The sequence below is a fragment of the Amycolatopsis sp. CFH S0740 genome (assembly GCF_004522315.1).
GTDB classification, from domain to species: Bacteria; Actinomycetota; Actinomycetes; order Mycobacteriales; family Pseudonocardiaceae; genus Amycolatopsis; species Amycolatopsis nivea.
The window spans coordinates 69,148-89,684 of record NZ_SDLS01000001.1 but is presented as its reverse complement, the minus strand read 5'-3'; the positions used below and the strand labels follow the sequence as shown (position 1 = coordinate 89,684).

Sequence of the window (20,537 nt, the reverse complement as noted above, 5' to 3'; positions counted from 1 at the left end):
ATGGCGCGCGTCGATGACCCGTTCATACGGTGAAGTGGTTGCCGATTCGACCCTACCTTGCGAGGAACGCGTGCCTACCACAGTTCTTGTCCTCGGTGCGGCCGGCCGCACCGGACGCCGGGTGGTGTCGTTGCTGGCCGAGCAGGGGCACACGGTCCGGGTCCCGGGGAGACCGGAGGGTTCGGCGACGCCGGTCCGCTTCGACTGGAGCGACCCGGCGACCTACCCGCCCTCGCTGGACGGCGTGGACGCGATCTACCAGTGGCTTCCGATCAGCCCCGACCCCACGACCGAGGTCGCGGCGCTGCTGGACGACGCCAAGAGCGCCGGGGTTCGCCGGGTGGTCCACCTGTCCACCTGTCCACCACGACAGCGCGGCTGGCCGGCGAGGGCTTCCCGCTGGACGAGGCCGAGCGGCTCCTCGAAACGGGACCGGTGCCCGCGACCATTCTGCGCCCCAACGTCTTCGCCGAGAACTTCTCCGAACACCCCGCGATCCTGCACGGCATCCGCACCGGGGTCGTCGCGGTTCCCGCGGGCGACGGCCGGGTCGCGCCGATCTCCGTCGAGGACATCGCCGCCGCCGCCGCGGCCGCTCTGACCGAGGACGGACATCAGCACAAGACCTACTCGCTGACCGGACCCGATTCACTGTCCTTTTCGGACATGACCGCGATCGTGGGCGAGGCCGCGGGAAAACCGGTGCGGTACCAGGCGATGGACCCGGCCGAGTTCCGCGACGCCTTGCTCCGCGGGGGCACGCCCGGTCCGGTCGCCGACTTCTACGCCGCCATGTACGAAGGCATCCGCAACGACTGGGCCGCCGACGTGACCGACGACGTCCAGCGGATCACCGGCCGGCCGCCGGTCTCCTTCGCCGACTACGCCCGCGCCGCGGCGGCCCTGTGGCGTTGATTCGGCGAGTCCGGCCCGCGTCGATGAGGCCTGCCCCAGCCCAGGGGAGGTGGCGTGCCGCGCCAGGCTGGGGCAGGCATAACGGTGCGGTGAGCGATGGGCGGGACGCTCCTAACCGCACCGAGCTCTATCGGGTTTCTCCCCTTTTCGCGGGTTGTCGGCCTCCCGCGAAACGGTGTCGTCGACTTTCGGGATGACGTCGGTGTCCTCGCCGGCGCGTTCGACGGCGGCCTCCTCGGCCGTCCGGCGGAATTCGGCCAACCGGGCTTGTTCGATCTCGGCCTGGACCTCGTAGTCGAGCCGGGCCTGGAGGTCGCGGACGGTCAGCTTCCCGCGCGGGGGCCGCACCGGCCGGCGTGCGTGCCAGAGCCACATCGAGAGCAGTACCAGCAGCAAGAGCACGCAACACCCGATGACCACCGCCGGATGGCCGGTGCGGGCCGCCTCGCCGAGCGTCGCTGCCGCCTTCATGCGATCCACCTCTCAGCTGCGGAAGTGTCTTCGCGGTGCCTCCCCACCATGGGGCCGGCCAGTGGCCTGGACCAGCCAGCAAACCGGGCGAAAAGCGGGCGGCAACCGAGCGAATCGTCTTGCCCCGCACACGGTGACCTGCGGTAACCTAGCGACCCCGCGTTGTTGCGAAGGGGTGTCGCCCATGGGCGAACGGCGAGAAGGACTTGTCCGGGCACGCAAAGCGGCGAACCTGACGCAAGAAAAGCTCGCCGCGCTGCTGCCCGCCGACGAAAAAAGCATCCGCGCCTGGGAATCCGGCCGGTCCGAGCCGCGTCCGCACCGCCGCGACCGGCTCGCCCGGCTGCTGCGCATCAGCCCCGCCCGGCTGGAGGAACTGCTCCGGGAAGGCACCCCGGCGGACCTCCGCAGGCCGCCGGGAGCGCCGAGCGTCCTGCTGCCCGTCGTCGTGGACGGGCGTCCGGTCGCGCTGCCGCTGGACCGGGCGACCGTCGCGGCCAGCGTCCTCGCCCGGCTCGTGCCCGCACCCGGCGACGCGGCCCCGCCAGCGGTTCCGACCACAGAATGGGACGCCATGAGCCCGCTCAGTCGCCGCTCACTGCTCAAGAACGGCCTGCCGGTCGCGGCTTTGCCCGCGCTGGGAATAGGCAGCGCCGAGCACGTCGCGCGAGCGCTGGAGAATCCCCGGCGGTACATGGACAAAACCGTCACGCACTATTTCCGGCGGCAACTCGACCAGTACAAATACGAGGACGGCGAACGCGGTCCGGCCAAAACGCTCCCGATGACGCTGGGCGTGCTGGACATCATCGACCGCATCGCCCGCGACGCGGCGCCCGAGGACCAGCGGGACCTGCTGCGAATCGGTTCGGAGGGCGCGGAGTTCGCCGGCTGGCTCTACCGCGACCGCAGGCAGATGGAAGATTCGCTGTACTGGCACGACCGCGCGATGGAATGGGCGCAGGCGGCGGGCGACGGCACGATGCAGGGCTACATTCTGCTCAAAAAAGCCCAGGTCGCCTACGACGAACGCGATCCGCGGCGGATGCTCATCCTCACCAGGGCGGTGCGCAACGGCCCCTGGTCGCTCCCCCGGCGCCTGCAGGCTGAAGCCGCCCAGCAGGAAGCCCGCGCGGAGGCGATGCTCGGCGCGTCGGCCGATCAGGTCAACCGCACCCTCGACGTCGCGTGGAAACTGCTGGACGACGCCGGACCGGCCGAATCGCCGCTGGGCGCGCACTTCAACGCGACTCTCCTGAATATGCAGACCGCGATCTGCTACACCGAAGCGGGCGAACCGCGCCGGTCGGTGGAGCTGTACGAAAAAACGTTGAAGGAAACCCAATTCTCCCGGCGGGACTACGGTTTCTTCCTGTCCCTCATGGCAAACTCGCTGGCCCTTTCCGGCGAACCGGACCAAGCAGCCAAAACCGGCCTCATCTCCGCTCAGCGAGCCGCGGAAACGAACTCCCGCCGCACCAAAGAAGAACTCCGCCGGGTCGTGGAAGTGCTGAAGCCGTGGCACAACCGCCCGGACGTCCGGGAATTGCGCGAGGCGCTCAACGGCTGACCCGTCAGCGAAGCCATTCCCGGACTTTGCCGATCACCTGCCGTTGCCAGGCTTGGGTCTGCGGATCGGCGTACCCGGGATCGTCGTGGACCGCGAAGCCGTGCTGTGCGCCGTCGAGCTGGAGCAGCCGGTGTTCGCAGGTCAGCTCGCGATCCGCGGCCCGCGACGACTCGACCGGGACGAAGGTGTCCTCGGTGCCGTGCACAATCAGCGTCGGCGCGGTGATGCGCGGCAGGTTTTCGCGGGCCTCGAACCAAAACGCTTCGTTGAGCAGCGCGCGGCCGAGCCGGAAGCCAGGCCCGTGACCGAGATAGCCCTGCTGCTTGAGATCGGCGGCGCCGTTGTCGTCGAGGTAGCCGTCCGCCGACCACGCGGACTTCTCCTCGATGAACCGCGCGCGGTAGTCGATGAGAGGGTTGAACAGGATGAGCCGCTCGACGTCGTCCGGTCGCTTGGCCGCGTAGTACGCCGCGACGCCGCCGGAGAAACTGGCCGCTGCGAGCGAGGTCCGCACGCCCGGGACGGCGGTGGAAAGGTGCTCAATGCTGGCCCGGATCACGTTGAGCAGCGCGAAAAGCGTCAGATCTTCCTGGCGGCCTTCGCTTTCGCCATGCCCGGGAAGGTCGATTCTCAGCGACGCTATGCCGGCCTCGGCCAGGTGGTCGGCGAGGCGAGTGAAGAAGCCGCCTTCCTCGCGGGTGACGCTCGCCCCTTGCACGAGCAGCACCGCCCGGCGAACTCTGCCGTCCGGCTCGGTGAGGGTGCTGGCCAGGGTGAGGCCGTCCGGTGTACGAACTGTCCGATAGCTGTCGCGCGACATGGACACTCCCGGAGTTGTCGTCACCTCCCAGTGTGTCAGGTTCGCGCGTTCGGGGGATGAAATTGTCCGACGGTGTAACGAAGTCGACAGTCTCCGCAACCGGGCCGGGCAACGCAAACGTACGTGAGGGGAACCCTGAGGGAATGTGATTCCCTCAGGGTTCCCCTCACGTACTTCGCCGGGGTCACGCCGCTTAGCTGGTGCTGCGAAGCCGCCTACTTCTTCAGCCTCCGGCTCCCGCCATGCCAATCCTGTTCCCGCCCGGTCTCCCCCGCCCCCACCCCGAACGACGGCAGCTGCGGCATCTCCCGCAAACTCCGCTTCAGCTCGGCGAACCCCGGGAACGCCGCCAGCCCCACCACGTGGTCCCACAGCTCCACCGCCTCCTCGTCCGACGGCAAGCGGCTGATCACCGGCCCGAAGAACGCGACTCCCGCCGGTGGCTGGAAGTGCAGGATCGGCGTCCCGACATCCTTCCCGGTCAGCGAAAGGGCTTCGTCCGTCTCCCGCTGGATCTCCGCGTCCCACTGCGCATCGTCGACCGCGTCCGCGAGGTCCGTCGGAAGGCCAGCGCGCGTAAGGGCCGTCGCGGCCGCCGAGCGGGTGCTGTGCGCGGCCCGGGCCTCGGCGGTGTCCTCGACCAGACCGCTTTCGAAGTTCTGCTCCCCCAGCGCCTCGTACAGCGGACCGACCGCCTCGCGGCCTTGCGAGGCGCGCACCGCGGCTGCCAGGCGGAGCAAGCGCAGGCCCGACGTGTGCGAAGCGTCGTACTCCGGCGGGAAGTGCGTCGAGTAGTCCAGATGGGCGTTCAGCAACCGCAGGGAAATGAACCGCCAGTCCACCGAGTACGAGCGCTGGCGGGCGACTTGGCGGACCCACTTGCTGGTCATCCACGCGAACGGGCACACCGGATCGAAGTAGAAGTTCAGCTCGGCCATGGCCCGACTCTACGTCCCGGAAAGCTCAAGCGCCCTTGCTGCGCCGCCCGGCCTCGCCGGACAGTTCCTGGTGATGCTGCACCGCCAGCTGGACGATGTGCCGCACGTGCGGGTCATCGAGCACATAGACCTGCCGCTTCCCCTCGCGACGGGCGCGGACGAGACCGGCGAGTTTGAGTTTGCCCAGGTGGTGGCTGGCGGTCGGCACGGTCTGGCCGGTCTCCTCGGCGAGCGTGCCGACATCGCGCTCCCCGTGCGACAGCAGCCACAGCAGGTGCAGCCGCACGGTCGCGGAGAGCAGGCCGAACGTCGCGGCGGCGTCTTGCAGCAGGTCGGCGGGGAGCGGTTCCAGCGGGGGCTGGGATGGGGTGGACACGACGGACATCCTCTCGGGTGGGCTCTCAGCGTGACTTAGCCCCCATCACTTGCACAAGTGTTTGACTGTTTTCGTGATCTGCGCTCTACTGGTCCCCGGCCGGCGCGCTGACGCCGGCCGATGAGTCTTGCGGAGGAGGTGAGCCGGGTGACCGGCGAAGGAAGTAGTCGGCACGACCGTGCGGGAATCCCGGCAGCCATCTAGGTCCGGACGCACCCCGCGCGGTCCGCTGCCGCCCAGCAGACCTCGAGGGGACGACCGATGACCCGCTTTCCCGCCCTGCGCGCCCACGGCGACGCGCCGGTGCTCACTCTTTTCCGGAATCTCGACAGCTCGCCCAAAGGCCTCACCGAAAACGAGGCGGCCGAACGGTTGCGCCGCTTCGGCGAGAACCGCATCAACGGCACAGACCGCGCGCCCGTCCGAATCTGGGCCGCCGCGCGGAGCCCGTTCGTCGCGTTGCTGACCGCGCTCGGCGTGGTTTTCGCTGGCGTCGGCGACATTCGCGGCGCGGTGACCGTCGGCGTGATGGTCGTGCTCAGCGTCGGCCTCCGCTTCTGGCAGCAGTCCCGGTCCGAGCGCGCGATCAGCGCGGTTCGCGATCAGATCACCACCACTGTCACTGTGCGTCGGCGCGCGGCGGCGGAGTTTCCCGGCAGCGAACGCGAGGTGCCCACGGGAGACCTCGTCCCGGGAGACGTCGTGCTGCTCGGGCCCGGCGACGTGATCCCGGCTGACGTGCGCATTGTCGCTGCCAAAGACTTCGTGGTCGACCAGTCCGCGCTGTCCGGCGAGGCGCTGCCGGTCGCGAAGCGGGCACCCCAGCCCGGCAGGCACGAGGAGCACGAACTCGTCGAGACGCCCGCGCTCGGCTTCGCGGGCACGTCGGTGGTCGGCGGAACCGCGACCGCAGTGGTCGCCGCAACGGGCAGCGAAACCTACTTCGGCGCGCTCGCCAAGCAATCCGCCGAGCCGCGCGCGGAATCCAGCTTCGACGCCGGCGTGCGCCGCGTCGGATGGACGCTCGTGCGGTTCATGCTGGTGATGGTGCCGATCGTGCTCGTCGTCAACGGCACGGTCACCGGGGACTGGGCGCAGGCCGGGATGTTCGCGGTCGCCGTCGCGGTCGGTCTCACGCCGGAGATGCTGCCCGTCATCGTCACCACGAACCTCGCGCGAGGCGCGGCCGCGCTGTCCCGGCGGCAGGTGATTGTCAAGCGGCTCAACGCCATTCAGGATCTCGCCGCGATGGACGTGCTGTGCGTAGACAAGACCGGCACCCTCACCGAGGACCGGATCGCCTACGCGCACAGCGTCGACTACTCCGGCAGCCCGGACGGCGAAGCAGCCGAGTACGCGGGCCTCGCGGTGCGCTTCCAGACCGACCGGCACGACCGGCTGGACGAGGCGATCGAGACGCTGTTCGACGGCGAAGCCGACCTGGTCGCCGACGCGCTCTTCACCGGCGTCGCCGAGATCGGCTTCGACCACGCGCGCCGCCGGGCCAGCGTCGTGGTCCGGCGCGGCAGCGAGCACCTGCTGATCAGCAAGGGCGACCCGGACGAGATCCTGCCGCGCTGCAGCCACGCGCGCCGCGACGGTGTCGTCGCCGAATTCGACGACGCCGCCCGCATCGGCGCGGAAGAACTGGTGCGCGCGTACGCCGAACACGGCATGCGGGTGCTCGCGGTGGCCGCGCGGGAAGTCGAACCCAGGCTCGGCGGATTTGACGAAACTGACGAGAACGAGATGATCCTCGTCGGTTTCGTGGGATTCGTCGACCCGGTCCGCGACGGCGTCGTCAACGCGGTGAAAACCCTTGGCGAGCAGGGGGTCGCGCTGAAAGTGCTGACCGGCGACAACCGGCACGTGGCCGCGCGCGTCGCGGATTCGGCGGGCATCCCGGTCGGCGAGGTCGTGCTCGGCCACCAGGTCGAAGCGGCGGACGACGCCGAACTGCGCGAGATCGTCAAGGACACCACCGTCTTCGCGAAGCTCACGCCAGCGCACAAAGCCCGCGTGGTCACCGCGTTGCGCGAGAACGGCCGTGCGGTCGGCTTTGTCGGCGACGGCGTCAACGACGTCACCGCACTGCGCACCGCCGACGTCGGGATCGCTCCGGACACCGCCACCGACGCGGCGAAGGACGCGGCGGACCTGGTGCTGCTGGAACGCGACCTCGGCGTGCTCGCCCGCGGCGTGGCCGAAGGACGGCGGACGCTCGGCAACACGCTGAAGTACGTCAACATCACCGCCGCGTCGAACTTCGGCAACGTGCTGTCGGTGCTCGCCGCGAGCGCGTTCCTGCCGTTCCTGCCCATCCTGCCGATCCAGCTCGTGGTGTCGAACCTGCTCTACGACCTGGCTCAGCTCGCGCTCGCGTGGGACCGGGTGGACGAGGATTACCTCAGCAAACCGCGCCGCTGGGACGCCCGCGGGCTGACCGGCTTCATGCTCGTGTTCGGCCCGCTGTCGTCGCTGTTCGACCTCGCGACGTTCGCCGTGCTGTGGCACGTCTTCGGCGCGGGCGCGGACCCGTTGCTGTTCCAGACCGGCTGGTTCGTCGAGGGGCTGCTCTCGCAGCTGCTGGTCGTGCTCGTCCTGCGCGGACGCGGCACTCCCCTGCGCGCCAGCCGCCCGGTCGTGCTGGCGACGGCAGCCGCCGCGCTCGCCGGTTTGCTGGTGCCGCTGTCGCCGCTCGCCGGACCGTTGCGCATGCAGGCGCTGCCCGCCAGCTACCTGCTGTGGCTGGTGCTCGTGCTGGCCGGGTACGCGCTGGCCGCCCAAGCAGCGAAACGCGGTTACGCACGCCAGCGTGCGTGGTGGTAACCGTCCTTTTTCCGGTTTTTCCCGACTATTTCTGAACTTTTCGCACCAACCAGTGGGAGCGCAGATGACGACTGCGGAGATGTTGCTGCGCCTTGGCGCCGGAGTGGGCCTCGGCACAGTGATCGGATTTGAACGCCAATACCGTGCCCGGATGGCCGGCTTGCGGACGAACGCGCTGGTCGCGGCCGGTGCGACGCTGTTCGTGCTGCTGTCCGCGCACGGTTTCAGCGGAGCGAGCGCCGACCCCACCCGGGTTGCCGCGCAAATTGTTTCCGGAATCGGTTTTCTCGGCGCGGGCGTGATTCTACGCGAAGGATTGACCGTGCGCGGGCTCAACACAGCGGCGACATTGTGGTGCTCCGCCGCGGTGGGCGCGCTCGCCGGAGCCGGGCTGTACACAGCCGCTGGCGCGGGCACCGCCGTGGTGATGGCGGTGAACATCGCGCTGCGCCCGCTCGGCCGCGTGGTCGACCGTCGTCCGGCGACCGGCCGCGAAACCCCGACGTCGTACACCTTCCTGGCGGTGACCAAGGACGATTCCGAAGCGCACGTGCGCGCGTTGCTCGTGCAGGCGTTGGCACGCACTGATTTCGCGCTGCAATCGGTCACCAGCACCAATACCGACACCGCCGGGCAGGTGCAGGTGCGCGCCGAACTGTCCGCCGATCAGCGCGACGACAAGCAAATGGAGTCGGCGGTGAGCCGGCTGTCCATGGAGCCGTCGGTGACCAGCGTGCGCTGGCAAGCCGAACTCTCCTACACCGACCAGGACAGCGAGAACTAGACCAATGCTGCGTACCTTCCCCACCCGCGGCGCGCTCGTCCGGCCGCGCCGCACGGTCGCCGACGTGGCGGTGTTCCTCGGCGCCGCCGCGGCGTTGTGGCTGATCGTGCGGCTCGCGCACGGTGCCGCCACGGCGTGGACTCCGGCGACCGCACCGTCCACAGTGTCCACTGATCCGGCCGAACTCCCTTACTACGCCGGACGTTCGCTGCTGCGGATGTTCGTCGCGCTCGTGCTGTCGGTCGGATTCACCTTCGTCTACGCGACCGCGGCGGCCCGGCTGCGGCGCACGGAAAAGATCCTGCTTCCCGCACTCGACATCCTGCAGTCGGTGCCGGTGCTCGGGTTCCTGTCGGTGACGATCACCGGGTTCATCGCGCTGTTCCCCGGCTCGCAACTGGGCCTGGAATGCGCGTCGATCTTCGCGATCTTCACCTCGCAGGCGTGGAACATGACCTTCGCGTTCCACCATTCGCTGGTCTCGCAGCCGCGCGACCTCGACGAGGCGTCCCGGCTGCTGCGGCTGTCCCGCTGGCAGCGGTTCTGGCGCGTCGACGTGCCGAGCGGCCTGATCCCGCTGGTCTGGAACGGCATGATGAGCTTCGGCGGCGGCTGGTTCTTCCTCACCGCCTCCGAAGCGCTCAGCGTCAACAACCAGAAGTTCGCGCTGCCCGGAATCGGCGCGTACGTCGCGACCGCTTCCGAAGAGGGCGATCTCGGCAAGGTGCTGCTGGCCGTCGGTGCGATGGTGGTCCTGGTCGTCGGTGTGAACGTGCTGTTCTGGCGACCGCTCACCGCGTGGTCGGAGCGGTTCCGCATCGAAAACTCCGAAGCCGCCGAGGCACCTCGCAGCCTGGTACTCGACCTGCTGCGCCGCTCGCGGATCCCGGCACTGCTCGGCCGGGTGCTCGGCAAACTGGTGTTCCCGCTCGACCGCGCGCTGGCGGTTTTCGGGCTCGCCGAGTACCCGCTGCGGTTCTCCCCCGCCCGCCGGCGCGCCGCGGACATCGTGTTCAGCGTCGTGGTTTTCGGGCTGATCCTCTACGGCGCGGTGCGCATGGTGCTGTTCATCGGCGAGACCACCGGATACGGCGAGATCGGGCACGTGCTGCTGCTCGGCCTGATCACGTTCGCACGGGTGGTGACGCTGGTGGTCGTCGGCACGCTCGTGTGGGTGCCGATCGGCGTGTGGATCGGGATGAACCCGCGGGTGTCGCGGCTCGCCCAGCCGGTCGTGCAGGTGCTCGCGTCGTTCCCGGCGAACTTCCTGTTCCCGCTGATCACCGCCGTGCTCGTGGCGACCGGGATTTCCCTGGACTGGGGCGGCATCCTGCTGATGAGCCTCGGCGCCCAGTGGTACATCCTGTTCAACGTCATCGCGGGCGCTTCGGCCATTCCGCACGACCTGCGCGAGGCGTCGGCGAACCTGCGGCTGCCGCGAGCGCTGTGGTGGCGTCGGCTCGTGCTGCCCGCGATCTTCCCGAGCTACGTCACCGGTGGGATCACCGCGGCGGGCGGCGCGTGGAACGCCTCCATCGTCGCGGAAATCGTGTCCTACAACGGGGTCACGCTCACCGCGACCGGCCTCGGCGCGTACATCGCCGACGCGACCGGCTCCGGCGATTCCGGGCGGATCCTGCTCGGCGTCGCGGTGATGAGCCTGTACGTCGTCGGCCTCAACCGGCTCTTCTGGCGGCGGCTGTACCGCCTCGCCGAACGCCGGTTCTCCCTGTCCTGAAAGGTATCCTCATGTCCGAAGTCCTCGTGTCCGTCGAGCACGTCAGCAAAAGCTTCCCCGGTTCGGCGGGTGACGAACTGCGCGTCCTCGACGACATCACGCTCGACCTGCGCGCGGGCGAGATCGTCGCGCTGCTCGGCCGGTCCGGCAGCGGGAAATCGACGCTGCTGCGCACGATCGCCGGGCTGATCGGCCCGACCCGCGGCACCGTGCGTTATCGCGGCGAAGAACTCGACGGCGCCAATCCGGGTACCGCGATGGTGTTCCAGACGTTCGCGCTGATGCCGTGGCTGACCGTGCAGGACAACGTCGAACTCGGCCTCGCCGCGCGCGGCATCCCGCCGAAATCGCGCCGCGACCGTGCGTTGCAGGCGATCGACCTGATCGGCCTCGACGGTTTCGAATCCGCATACCCCAAGGAACTTTCCGGCGGGATGCGGCAGCGCGTCGGCTTCGCCCGTGCGCTTGTGCTCGAACCGGACGTCCTGCTGATGGACGAACCGTTCTCCGCGCTCGACGTGCTGACCGCGGAAAACCTGCGCACCGAACTGATGAGCCTGTGGCAGCGCGACGATTTCCCGACGAAAGCCGTCTGCATCGTCACGCATAACATCGAGGAGGCAGTACTGCTCGCCGACCGGGTGCTGGTCCTCGGTGCCAACCCCGGGAAGCTGCGTGCGGAGGTGGAGATCGACCTCGCCCGGCCGCGCGACCGCAAATCCCCCGCGTTCGCCGCGCTGGTCGAACGGCTCTACGACCTGCTGACCGGACGCGATCCGGCGGCCGTCGAACCCGCGCAGGCCACGCCCACCGCACGGCCGCTGCCGCCCGCGTCGGTCGGCGGCCTCGCCGGGCTCGTGGAACTGGTGCACGCCCGCGGCGGACACGCCGACCTGCCGGATCTCGCCGCCGAACTGAGCTTCGAGGTCGACGACCTGCTGCCGCTCGTCGATGCCGCCGCCCTGCTCGACCTCCTCTTCGTGGCGGGCGGGGACCTGCACCTGACCCCGGTCGGCACCGCCTTCACCACCGCGGACATCCAGACCAGCAAGAAGATCTTCGCCGGTCAGGTCCGCGACCGGGCGCCGCTGGTCCGCACGATCGTCAACGCGCTCACCGCCAGTTCGGACGGCACGCTGCGCGCGGAGTTCTTCCTCGACCTGCTCCGCCGCGGTTTCTCCGCCGCCGACGCCCGGCAGCAACTGGACACGGCGATCGACTGGGGCCGGTACGCCGAGCTCTTCGACTACGACACCGACAGCGACCGGATCGCCCAGACGACCGCCGAATAGCTCAGCTCTCCGGAGCAGTCTCCACGCGCGGCGCCGGACTGTCCGCCGGGGCGTCCGGAGCCGGGTCCCGGTTCACCGCCGCGATCGCGAGCGCCCCGATCACCGCCACCGCCGCGAACAGGTAGAAGCCCCACGGATACGCCAGCCCCGCCGACAGCAGCAGCCCGGTCACCAGCGGCCCGGACATCGCGCCGAACCGGCCGATCCCGCTCGCCGCGCCGAGCCCGGTGCCGCGTGCTTCGGCGGGGTACACGCGGGCGATGTACACGTAGACCAGCACCTGCGAGCTGAAGGTGAAGATCCCCGCCAGCAGCACGCCGGCGTACACGCTCGCCCCGGGCAGCTTGATGCTCAGCAGCGCCAGGAAGACCGCCGCCGCGGCGAACCACAGGATGGTCGAACGGCGGTAGCCGATCTTGTCCGCGACCCGGCCGCCGACCAGCAGGCCGATCACCGCGCCGACGTTCAGCACCAGCAGCAGCGCCAGCGCCGCGCCGAGTTCGTAGCCCGCCGCGCGCATGATCTGCGGCAGCCAGGTGTTCAGGCCGTAGACCAGCAGCAGCCCCATGAACGACGTCACCCAGAACGCGATGGTCGCGCGGCCGTAGCCGTGCCGGAACAGGACGCCGAGCGGATTGCGGTTGCGCCGGGCTTCCTTCGCCCGTTCCAGCGCCTTCGATTCGGGCAGGAACTTCATCATCAGCGGCACGAGGATCAGTGCGGGCGCGGCCCCGATGACGAACATCCACTGCCAGCCGAGCCGTTGCAGCACCAGGATTCCGAGCAGCGCGGTGAGCACGGCGCCGACGTGGTAGCCGGTCATCAGCACGGTGGTCGCGCTGCCGCCGCGGCCGATCCTCGCGTACTCGGTGATCAGCGCCAGCGCGGTCGGCAGCACGCCGCCGAGCCCGAGCCCGGCCAGGAACCGCAGCACGCCGAACAGCCACGGCCCGTTCGCGAACGCGCAGAGCAGCGTGCAGACCGAGAAGCTGGTCACGGTCAGCAGCATCATTCCCCGGCGGCCGAACAGGTCGCTGAGCGGGCCGATCGAGAACGCGCCGACCGCCACGCCGAGCAGCCCGACCGCGGAGATCAGCGACGCCGTGTTGGGGTCGAGCCCCCACGCTTTGTCCTTGAGCAGCGCGGGCAGCACGACGCCCAGCACCACCAGGTCGAACCCTTCGAGCGCCACCGCCGTCCAGCACAGCGGGGCCACCCAGCGGGCGTGGCGCGCCCGGGGATCAGTCGAGACCGTCATGTCATCACCTGCGTCGTCGGAGGGGACCTGGGCCGGATTGCTTCTAGAACGGATACTGCGGAAGGTCGCCGCGCACGGTGACCCACTGGGTTTCGGTGAACGCCTCCAGGTTGGCCTGCGCGCCGCCGTGCCGGGAGCCGGTTCCCGAATCCCCCACCCCGCCGAACGGGGCGAGAGCTTCGTCGTTGACTGTCTGGTCGTTGATGTGCACCAGACCGGACGGGATCCGCTCGGCCAGCGCCAGCCCCCGCGCGGCGTCCCGGGTCAGGATGCCCAGCGACAGCCCGTACTCGGTACCGCCGGCCAGGCGCACTGCTTCGTCCACTGTGGAGAACGGCACGACCGGCGCGACCGGGCCGAACACCTCCTGGGCGTAGGCGGGCGCGGTGAGCGGGACGTCGGTGAGGACGGTCGGGCGGTAGAACAGGTCCTCGTAGGTGCCGCCGGTCGCGATCTTCGCACCGGCCTCGGCGCTGCCGGTGACCACCGAGTGCACGCGGTCGCGTTGTCCCGCGTCGATCAGCGGGCCGAGCGCGACGTCGCCGGTCGCCGGGTTGCCGACGGTCAGCTTGGCCGCGTGCTCGGCGAGCGCGGCCGCGTAGTCGTCGGCGATTTCGGCGGCGACGAGGTGGCGTCCGGTCGCCATGCAGATCTGCCCGGAGTGGTTGAACGAACCGAACGCGCCGACCGACGCGGCCTGTTCGACGTCCGCGTCCGCGAGCACGACCAGCGCCGAGTTGCCGCCGAGTTCGAGGTGCACGCGCTTGAGCCGCTCCCCCGCCGCCGCGGCGATCTTGCGGCCCGCGTTCGTCGAACCGGTGAACGCGATGACGCGCACCAGCGGGTCCTCGACCAGCGCCGCGCCGACGTCCGCGCCGCCGGGCAGCAGGTGGAACAGGCCTTCGGGCAGACCGGCTTCCTCGAAGATCCGGGCCAGCACGACACCGCCGCACACGGCCGTGCGCGGGTCGGGCTTCGCCAGCACCGCGTTGCCGAGCGCCAAGGCGGGCGCGATCGCGCGGATGGAGAGGATCACCGGCGCGTTGAACGGCGAGATCACGCCGACCACCCCGGCCGGAACCCGGCGCGCCATCGACAGCCGAGGCTGGCTGGAACGCAACAGTTCCCCGTACGGATGCGCGGCGAGCGCCGCCGCTTCGTGGCATTCCTCGGCCGCGACCGCGCGGGTCTGGAACTGCGCGAACGCCCGTGTGGCACCGGATTCGCGGACGAGCCAGTCGTCGATCTCGTCGCCGTGGTCCTCGAAAAGCCGCGCAGCCCGGCGCAGCACTCGGGCCCGTTGGTCGTACGGCTTCGCAGCCCACTCCCGCTGTGCTTCCTGCGCCGCCGCGGCAGCCTTGGCGACGTCCTCCGGAGCCGCCGCGCCCACACGGGCCAGGGTGTTCCCGGTAGCGGGCTCGACCGCGTCGTATTCCCCGCCCGCGCCGGGGATCCAGCCACCGGAGAAGATCCGGCCCTGCCATCCGGTTCCGAGCAATGTCATGCCGTCACCGCCACTTCCAGCACCAGCGGCTCCGTGCGCTCGGCCAGCGTCGGCAGCACCTCGTTCAACACCGACTCCAGTTCCTCGTAGGTTTCCGCGCGCCGCGCCGGGCAGCCGAGCGATTTCGCGAGCCCGCTCACGCTCACCTCGTCGAACCCGGGCCACGGCGCTTTCCCGCCCCCGGCCGTGCGTTCGCCGTACCGCACGGCGAGTTTGTCCATGATCGCGTAGCCGCCGTTGGAGAGCACGATCACGAGAACGCCGACGCCGTAGTGCGCGGCGCTCCACATCGACTGGATCGAGTACAGCGACGAGCCGTCCCCGATCACCGCCACCACCGGACGCTTCAGCCCGCCCATCCGCAGCCCGATCGCCGCCGGAATGCCGAAGCCCAGCCCGCCCATGGCCGCGCTGAGGAACCCGAGCGGTTCGCGCGCCGGGACGTACGCGTGCAGCAGCGGACGGCTCGACGGCGATTCCTCGACCAGCACCGTGTCCTGGGGCAATCGGCGCGCGAGCAGGCCGAACACGTGGTCCGGTCCCAGCGGCGCACCCGCCTCCGGCGCCCCGGGCAACTCGACCGTCCGGCCGATCTTTTCGGTGCCCGCTTCCCGTGCCGGAATCAGCTCCGCCAACGGCCCGCATACCGCCGACGGCCGCGCCAGCACGGCGAGGTCGACCGGGCTGCGGTGCGCTTCGTTCGGATCGTCCGTAACCACCGCGATGCGCGTGCCGGCCTCGGTCAGCTGTCCCGGTTCGCGCGGGTACTGACGGAAAACCGGTGCGCCGACCGACAGCACCGCGTCGTGTCCGGACAACGCTTTCCGCAGTTCTTCGCGGCCCGGCGGCAGATGCCCGGCGAACTGCGGGTGGTCCTGCGGGAATCCGGCGCGGGCCCCGAACGCCTCCTGCCAGACCGGGCACGCGAGCTTCTCCGCCAGCGCAGTCAGGCCGCGCCACGATTCGGCGTCGTCGGCCCCGGCACCCGCCACGAGCACCGGATTGCTTGCGGTACCGAGGAATTCCGCCAGCTCGGCCAGCACCGCGGGCTCGGCGGCGTTCGCGCGGACCAGCTTCGCCGGGGCGGGCAGCGGCTCGTCCACGCCCGCCGGCTCCGACCAGTCGTCCATCGGCACGATCACCAGCGCCGGGCCGCGGTGCTCGCGCGCCTCGTGCCAGGCGCGGGCGAGCGCACCCGGAACGTCCTGCGCCCGTGGCGGTTCCGCGATCCACACCGGCGTGGGCCGGGCAAGATCGTCGAGCCGATGCCCGGTGAGGAACGGCTCCAGCGCGAGATGGCGGCGGTCCTGCTGCCCGACGAGCACCACGAGCGGCGCACGGTTGACCCGCGCGGTCGCGAGCGCGCCGACCGCGTTCCCGAGCCCCGCGGTGGTGTGCAGGATCGCGACCGCGGGCCGGTCGTTCGCGAGCGCCCAGCCGGTCGCCATGCCGACCACCGAACCCTCGTGCAGCGCCAGCACGAACTCGAGGTCGTCGGGCAGGTCGGTGAGCAGCGCGATCTCGGTCGACCCGGGATTGGCGAACACCGTCGTGGCGCCGAACCGGCGCAGCACGTCGAACGCGGCGTCGCGAACGGTCGGGGCAGGGCTCACGGACTTCTCCTCGGCAGTGACGGCAACGAGCGGTCCGGAGTCTCCCGGCTCGATCTTCCGCCGCCCAGCCCCTCTTCCACTCAGCGGAAAAGTTCCTCAGCCTTGCAACGCCCGCGTGACCCCCAGCGCGGCCATCCGGACCACCGGCACGAGCGGCGACAGATTCGGCGTGCAACTGGGCACCACCACGGAAATCGCCGCGACGACCTGATCGCCGGGCCCGCGCACCGGAGCCGCGACCGACGACGCGCCCTCGGTCATCTCGTTGCGGGAGATGCAGAACCCCTGCAGCCGGACCTCCGCCAGCACCTGCCGCAGCCGCGCCGGGTCCGTGATCGTCCCGCTGGCCCTGCGCTCCAGCCCGCCGGCGAGAATGCTCTCGAGACATTCCGGCGGCGCGTGCGCGAGCAGCACCTTGCCCGGCCCCGCCGCGTGCAACGGAAGCCGCAGCCCGACCCGCGAGGTCACCACGACATCCGGATGCGCCTCGAGCTTTTCCAGATACAGCGCCCGGTCCCCGTCCAGCACGACCAGATGGACGACCTCGTGCGTCACCTGCAGCAGATCCTGCAGAAACGGCAGCGCGACGTCCCGCAACTCCCGCCCGCCCGGCGCCTGCGCCCCGAGCTGCCACAACCGAAGCCCGATCCGGTACCGCCCTCGGCCGGTGCGCTCCAACGCACCCCACCCGGTCAACTCGGCCAGCAGCCGATGCACCGTGGCAGGCGCGAGCCCGGTCGCCCGGGTGATCTCGCCGTGAGTCTGCTCGGGTCGGCCGGAAAGAAAGGAATCCAGCACCGCGAACGCGCGGCTCAAGACCGTGCGCCCGGGTTCGGCGGCGTTGCCGGCGATCGCGTGCCTCCGGGGCTGCGGTGGAACAGGACGGGGACTGGCCGCCCATCATCCGCCAGTCCCGCGAACACGGCAACCCGCGTTCCCCCTGACCGTCCACACTGGACGCTACCGCGCGGCCACGAGGTTCGTGAGGGCCACCCTGCGGAACTCTGATTCCCCCAGGGTTCCCCTCACGACCCCGCCGCCGGTTTCGCGAGGGGCCCCTTCACGGACCTGGATTCCCTCAAGGAGCCCTTCACGGCCCGCCCCCGCCAGCCTCGCGCCCGTTCGAGATGCCGCCCCAACGCCACATTGGGTGCGTCCCACGCACCGAACGCCACATTGGGTGCGTCCCACGCACCGAACGCCACATTGGGTGCGTCCCACGCACCGAACGCCACATTGGGTGCGTCCCACGCACCGAACGCCGCATTGGGTGCGTCAGATGCACCCAATGTGGCATTGGGGCGCTAGCGGCCACCCCGCCCCGCCACCCGCACATCCGTCGCGACCACGCACCCAACCCGCGCGCCCTCAACCGCAGCCGATGCACCCACCCGCCGAGGCACCCACACCGCCCCCAACCCCGATCCGAAGCCCATCTGCGGTTCGGGGGTGCTTGTCAAGGCATCTTTCCCGCCTTGACAAGCACCCCCGAACCGTCAGCACACTAAAACTTCGGGGTGGCGGGCCCCCATAGCGAGCGCAATGTCGCCGCCAGGCGACGAGCCGAGCCTCACCCCCGAAACGTCCGAACCTCCGGACTCACCTCCAAAGCATCCCGATTGAACGTCACCTCCACCCCTCGCCCCCGCAACCGAGACGCCCCCTGATCAAGCTTCCACCCATCCACCCGAACCCCAACCCGCGGATGCCGCCGAACCTGCCCCTCATCCAACCGAACCCGAACACTCGCCGCGTCCCCGCCGACCAAATTCAAATAATTGTCACTGAACGTCGCAGGAAGAACCCGCTCCCCAGTCCGCACGTCATAAACCTGCAAATGCACCATCAACGCCACCGACTCGCCGACATTCCGCACATCCACCGCCACCTCAGCCCCGTCGCCCCCGCGCGAAACCCCGGCGATCACCGAAACAGCCGCCCCAGGCATCCCCTCCAACCCGGCAAACCCAGCCTCCCGCCCAGGCTTCTCCACCCAATAGAAACTCCGAACCACCTCCGATCCACGCGAATCCCGAAGCACCAACCGAACAAAAGCAACCTCAGACGGCGCAGCACCAACCTCCGAAGCCGCCCGCCCAACCACAGCACGGTCAGACCCAGCCACCCCGCCCACCGGCATCGAGGCACGAGCGAACTCCACCCCGTCGACCCCGTAAAACGAGGCTTCAACACTCCCCCGAACCACAGCCCGGGAATGATTAGCCACAATCACATCGAAGTTCCGCGCATCCAGCACCACGTTAACCCGCCGACAAGCATGCTGAACCGCATAGAACGACGAATGCGCCTCCAAATCATGACTGTACATCTGCCAGACAAAACTAGGCTGCGCAGGATTAGTCATCCACATGATGACCCCAGTACGCGGATAAGGCCCAACACTCCGCATATAAGCAACCGGAGCCTCGTAAATAGCCCGAATACACTCGTAATTCATCAACTGCGACTTACGCGCGAAATCCGCAAGATTCCGGACCTCCCCATACCGCTCGCCAGTCAGCCGAAGATACCCCGCACCACCCCCATTCCCGCCGTTCCCGTTGACATCCCGATCAGCCCAGAAATCATCCGGATGCTCCCACGAAGCCTCCGGAAGCATCTTCCGCATGAACTCCAACGTAGGAATAGAATAAGACCCGACCTCATTATGAAACGGCGGCCACTGCGTACCGTCATTCAACGCGAAATGCTTGGCAGGCGGCACCCAGTGGTACGGCCCGCCAGACCGGTACCCGTCAACCGGATTCGCCCCGGTATCCCCCGCAGAACTAGTCAACACCACCCGCTGCGGATCCAGCTCGGCAACCAACGCGTCCAACCCGTCGATCAACGGCTGCGGCGGCGGCCCCTCGTTGCCACCACACCACAACAGGATCGACGGATGATTGCGAAACCGCACAATGCAATCCCGGATATTGGCAAGATCCCGCGCAATATTCTCCGCGGGCGGCCCTTCAGTGGAACAGAAGAAGTCCTGCCATACCAGGATGCCGTACTCGTCGCAGGCAGCAAAGAAGTCTTCAGTACTGCTCTGCCCGTTCCAGTTCCGGACCAAGTTGAGATTAGCGTCCCGATGCAACCGGACCTGCGCCCGCAACCGCTCCCGAGGGATCCGCTTGAGCGCCTCGTCCAGCCCCCAGTTCCCGCCCATCACCAGAATCGGCTGATTGTTGACCGTGATCGCCAAACACTGCGTCACCGCCCCGGAGGGCGACCGCATCGGCGTCGTGTACTCGATCCGCCGGATCCCGAAGTCCACCGTCCGTTCGTCGTGCACCTGACCGCCGGACTCGACCCCGACCGTCAGCCGGTACCGATACGGCTCCCCATACCCGTTGGGCCACCACAGCTTCGGCCGATCCACCCGCAGACAGGCGATCTCCTTCGACGTCAACTTCACCGACGACGCCCCCGCCGGAACACTGATCGTCCGCCGGAACCCCCGCCCGTCAAGGGACCCCGTCACCACCACAGATTTCCCAGCAGAACTGTCCAGCGCGAGCGAGACCGAGACCTCCGCCGTCCGCAGATCCTGCGACAGCGTCGAGGTGACCTGCACGTCAGCCACCCGCACCGGCCCCGTGGTACGCCAGGTGACGGGCTGCCAGATCCCCAGATCCCGGTCCGGAATGGTGGGCAGCCAGTCCCACCCGGCGGTGCAGAAGAACGTCGGCCCGTTCTTCAGCGTGATCCCGGTCGGACCGCCGTTGCGCCCGCCGCGTGTCACCCCGCTGGCGTAACTCGGCAACGCGGGCGGATCGGCGTAGTCGAGCTTCCCGACCAGCACCGCCAGCCAAGCGACCCCGTCCGCCTCGGCCACGATGTCCGTGACCTCGAAGACCGCGCGCTTGAACGCGCCCTCGACCGTGCCGACCCTGGTCCCGTTGAGCCACACAGTGCCGAGGTAGTTGATCCCGTCGAACTGCAGCCAGAACCGCTGCCCCGGCACCAGCCGCGGCACCCGGAACGCGACCCGGTACCAGTAGCCGGTGTCCTTGAGGGTGTCCGGGACGGTGTCGGTCACGATGTGGCCGTACAACGGATCGGGATACTCGCCGTTGGCGATCATGCTCGTCAGCGGAGTCCCCGGGACCACCGCGGGCTTCAGCCCAGCGACGTCCTTCGCGCTGGCGAGCACACTCCCGTCCGCAGCCGTGCCGTCGGCCGCGACCAACGTCCAGCCGCTGCCGATCTCGCCGCCGCCGGCCTGAGGCGGACGCGCGTCCGGAGCTGCCGCGGCGGTGCCGGACACCCCGAACGCGCCGAGCACACCGCCGCCCGCGACAGCAATCCCGCCGGACAGAAACCGCCTGCGATTCACCTGGGTCACGTCGCTCCCATAGCCTCTGACATCGTTGTCACCCGCACTTGAACCCTATTATTCGGCCGCTCGCGGTCCCGATGTCAA

Annotated in this window: 15 protein-coding genes and 1 pseudogene; 7 read left to right on the top strand and 9 right to left on the bottom strand. The window is 69.4% G+C overall.

The annotated features are described in order from the left end of the window. Positions 1 to 13: 13 nt before the first annotated feature. Both EIZ45_RS47565 and EIZ45_RS46380 read left to right on the top strand, forming a co-directional pair. Positions 14 to 343, top strand: a pseudogene (locus tag EIZ45_RS47565) (SDR family oxidoreductase); the annotation flags it as partial. A 92-nt stretch (positions 344 to 435) separates the two neighbouring features. Next, the gene (locus EIZ45_RS46380) at positions 436 to 915 is read left to right on the top strand and encodes an NmrA family NAD(P)-binding protein (RefSeq protein ID WP_205671765.1); all 480 of its coding nucleotides are present in this window, start codon (positions 436 to 438) and stop codon (positions 913 to 915) included. A 111-nt stretch (positions 916 to 1,026) separates the two neighbouring features. On the opposite strand, the gene EIZ45_RS00415 is transcribed toward EIZ45_RS46380, so the two are convergent. After that, positions 1,027 to 1,386, bottom strand: coding sequence for a hypothetical protein (locus tag EIZ45_RS00415; protein ID WP_134661747.1), 360 nt, complete (start codon positions 1,384 to 1,386; stop codon positions 1,027 to 1,029). Between the two features lie 184 nt (positions 1,387 to 1,570). On the opposite strand from EIZ45_RS00415, the gene EIZ45_RS00410 reads away from it, so the two are divergent. Further along, a complete protein-coding gene (locus EIZ45_RS00410; RefSeq protein ID WP_037811438.1) occupies positions 1,571 to 2,956 on the top strand; it encodes a helix-turn-helix transcriptional regulator in 1,386 nt (461 codons plus the stop codon). Between the two features lie 4 nt (positions 2,957 to 2,960). Here EIZ45_RS00410 and EIZ45_RS00405 read toward each other — a convergent pair whose 3' ends face one another. The 3 genes from EIZ45_RS00405 to EIZ45_RS00395 all read right to left on the bottom strand — a co-directional run bounded on the left by EIZ45_RS00405 (position 2,961) and on the right by EIZ45_RS00395 (position 5,099). Further along, positions 2,961 to 3,776, bottom strand: coding sequence for an alpha/beta hydrolase (locus tag EIZ45_RS00405; protein WP_167756300.1), 816 nt, complete (start codon positions 3,774 to 3,776; stop codon positions 2,961 to 2,963). 215 nt (positions 3,777 to 3,991) lie between these two features. Continuing rightward, the gene (locus EIZ45_RS00400) at positions 3,992 to 4,714 is read right to left on the bottom strand and encodes a hypothetical protein (protein ID WP_134661748.1); all 723 of its coding nucleotides are present in this window, start codon (positions 4,712 to 4,714) and stop codon (positions 3,992 to 3,994) included. A 25-nt stretch (positions 4,715 to 4,739) separates the two neighbouring features. Further along, the gene (locus tag EIZ45_RS00395) at positions 4,740 to 5,099 is read right to left on the bottom strand and encodes a helix-turn-helix transcriptional regulator (RefSeq protein WP_051171745.1); all 360 of its coding nucleotides are present in this window, start codon (positions 5,097 to 5,099) and stop codon (positions 4,740 to 4,742) included. A 252-nt stretch (positions 5,100 to 5,351) separates the two neighbouring features. Between EIZ45_RS00395 and mgtA the strand changes: the two genes are divergently transcribed. From mgtA to EIZ45_RS00375, 4 genes are all read left to right on the top strand, one after another. Continuing rightward, positions 5,352 to 7,919 carry a magnesium-translocating P-type ATPase gene (mgtA, locus tag EIZ45_RS00390; RefSeq protein ID WP_134661749.1) on the top strand — a complete coding sequence of 856 codons (2,568 nt, stop codon included), beginning with the start codon at positions 5,352 to 5,354 and terminating at the stop codon, positions 7,917 to 7,919. A 64-nt stretch (positions 7,920 to 7,983) separates the two neighbouring features. Further along, positions 7,984 to 8,703: an MgtC/SapB family protein gene (locus tag EIZ45_RS00385; RefSeq protein ID WP_037811423.1), complete on the top strand. Its 720-nt coding sequence runs from the start codon at positions 7,984 to 7,986 to the stop codon at positions 8,701 to 8,703. Positions 8,704 to 8,707: 4 nt separating this feature from the next. After that, positions 8,708 to 10,441 (top strand): ABC transporter permease subunit, encoded by a 1,734-nt coding sequence (locus EIZ45_RS00380; protein WP_134661750.1) that lies wholly within the window; start codon positions 8,708 to 8,710, stop codon positions 10,439 to 10,441. Between the two features lie 11 nt (positions 10,442 to 10,452). Next, a complete protein-coding gene (locus EIZ45_RS00375) occupies positions 10,453 to 11,733 on the top strand; it encodes a nitrate/sulfonate/bicarbonate ABC transporter ATP-binding protein (RefSeq protein ID WP_134661751.1) in 1,281 nt (426 codons plus the stop codon). A gap of 1 nt (position 11,734) precedes the next feature. Here the strand turns inward: EIZ45_RS00375 and EIZ45_RS00370 are convergent, their stop codons facing one another. The 5 genes from EIZ45_RS00370 to EIZ45_RS00345 all read right to left on the bottom strand — a co-directional run bounded on the left by EIZ45_RS00370 (position 11,735) and on the right by EIZ45_RS00345 (position 20,459). After that, positions 11,735 to 12,991, bottom strand: a complete 1,257-nt coding sequence (locus EIZ45_RS00370) for an aromatic acid/H+ symport family MFS transporter (RefSeq protein ID WP_134661752.1) — start codon at positions 12,989 to 12,991, stop codon at positions 11,735 to 11,737. 43 nt (positions 12,992 to 13,034) lie between these two features. Further along, complete coding sequence (locus EIZ45_RS00365; protein ID WP_134661753.1) at positions 13,035 to 14,495, bottom strand: aldehyde dehydrogenase family protein; 1,461 nt, start codon at positions 14,493 to 14,495, stop codon at positions 13,035 to 13,037. Then, positions 14,492 to 16,108, bottom strand: a complete 1,617-nt coding sequence (locus tag EIZ45_RS00360; protein WP_134661754.1) for a thiamine pyrophosphate-dependent enzyme — start codon at positions 16,106 to 16,108, stop codon at positions 14,492 to 14,494. The genes EIZ45_RS00365 and EIZ45_RS00360 overlap by 4 nt, the downstream gene beginning before the upstream one ends. A 96-nt stretch (positions 16,109 to 16,204) precedes the next feature. After that, the gene (locus EIZ45_RS00355; protein WP_078870404.1) at positions 16,205 to 16,924 is read right to left on the bottom strand and encodes an IclR family transcriptional regulator; all 720 of its coding nucleotides are present in this window, start codon (positions 16,922 to 16,924) and stop codon (positions 16,205 to 16,207) included. A 754-nt stretch (positions 16,925 to 17,678) separates the two neighbouring features. Then, entirely contained in the window at positions 17,679 to 20,459 is a 2,781-nt protein-coding gene (locus EIZ45_RS00345) for a glycoside hydrolase family 2 TIM barrel-domain containing protein (RefSeq protein ID WP_134661756.1), read from the bottom strand. Between the last annotated feature and the right edge of the window lie 78 nt (positions 20,460 to 20,537).

Excerpts from the sequence above, each read along its gene's own strand:
- EIZ45_RS00415 (WP_134661747.1), bottom strand. The coding sequence starts at position 1,386 with ATGAAGGCGGCAGCGACGCTCGGCGAGGCGGCCCGCACCGGCCATCCG.
- EIZ45_RS00410 (WP_037811438.1), top strand. The coding sequence starts at position 1,571 with ATGGGCGAACGGCGAGAAGGACTTGTCCGGGCACGCAAAGCGGCGAAC.
- EIZ45_RS00405 (WP_167756300.1), bottom strand. The coding sequence starts at position 3,776 with ATGTCGCGCGACAGCTATCGGACAGTTCGTACACCGGACGGCCTCACC.
- EIZ45_RS00400 (WP_134661748.1), bottom strand. The coding sequence starts at position 4,714 with ATGGCCGAGCTGAACTTCTACTTCGATCCGGTGTGCCCGTTCGCGTGG.
- EIZ45_RS00395 (WP_051171745.1), bottom strand. The coding sequence starts at position 5,099 with ATGTCCGTCGTGTCCACCCCATCCCAGCCCCCGCTGGAACCGCTCCCC.
- mgtA (WP_134661749.1), top strand. The coding sequence starts at position 5,352 with ATGACCCGCTTTCCCGCCCTGCGCGCCCACGGCGACGCGCCGGTGCTC.
- EIZ45_RS00385 (WP_037811423.1), top strand. The coding sequence starts at position 7,984 with ATGACGACTGCGGAGATGTTGCTGCGCCTTGGCGCCGGAGTGGGCCTC.
- EIZ45_RS00380 (WP_134661750.1), top strand. The coding sequence starts at position 8,708 with ATGCTGCGTACCTTCCCCACCCGCGGCGCGCTCGTCCGGCCGCGCCGC.
- EIZ45_RS00375 (WP_134661751.1), top strand. The coding sequence starts at position 10,453 with ATGTCCGAAGTCCTCGTGTCCGTCGAGCACGTCAGCAAAAGCTTCCCC.
- EIZ45_RS00370 (WP_134661752.1), bottom strand. The coding sequence starts at position 12,991 with ATGACGGTCTCGACTGATCCCCGGGCGCGCCACGCCCGCTGGGTGGCC.
- EIZ45_RS00365 (WP_134661753.1), bottom strand. The coding sequence starts at position 14,495 with ATGACATTGCTCGGAACCGGATGGCAGGGCCGGATCTTCTCCGGTGGC.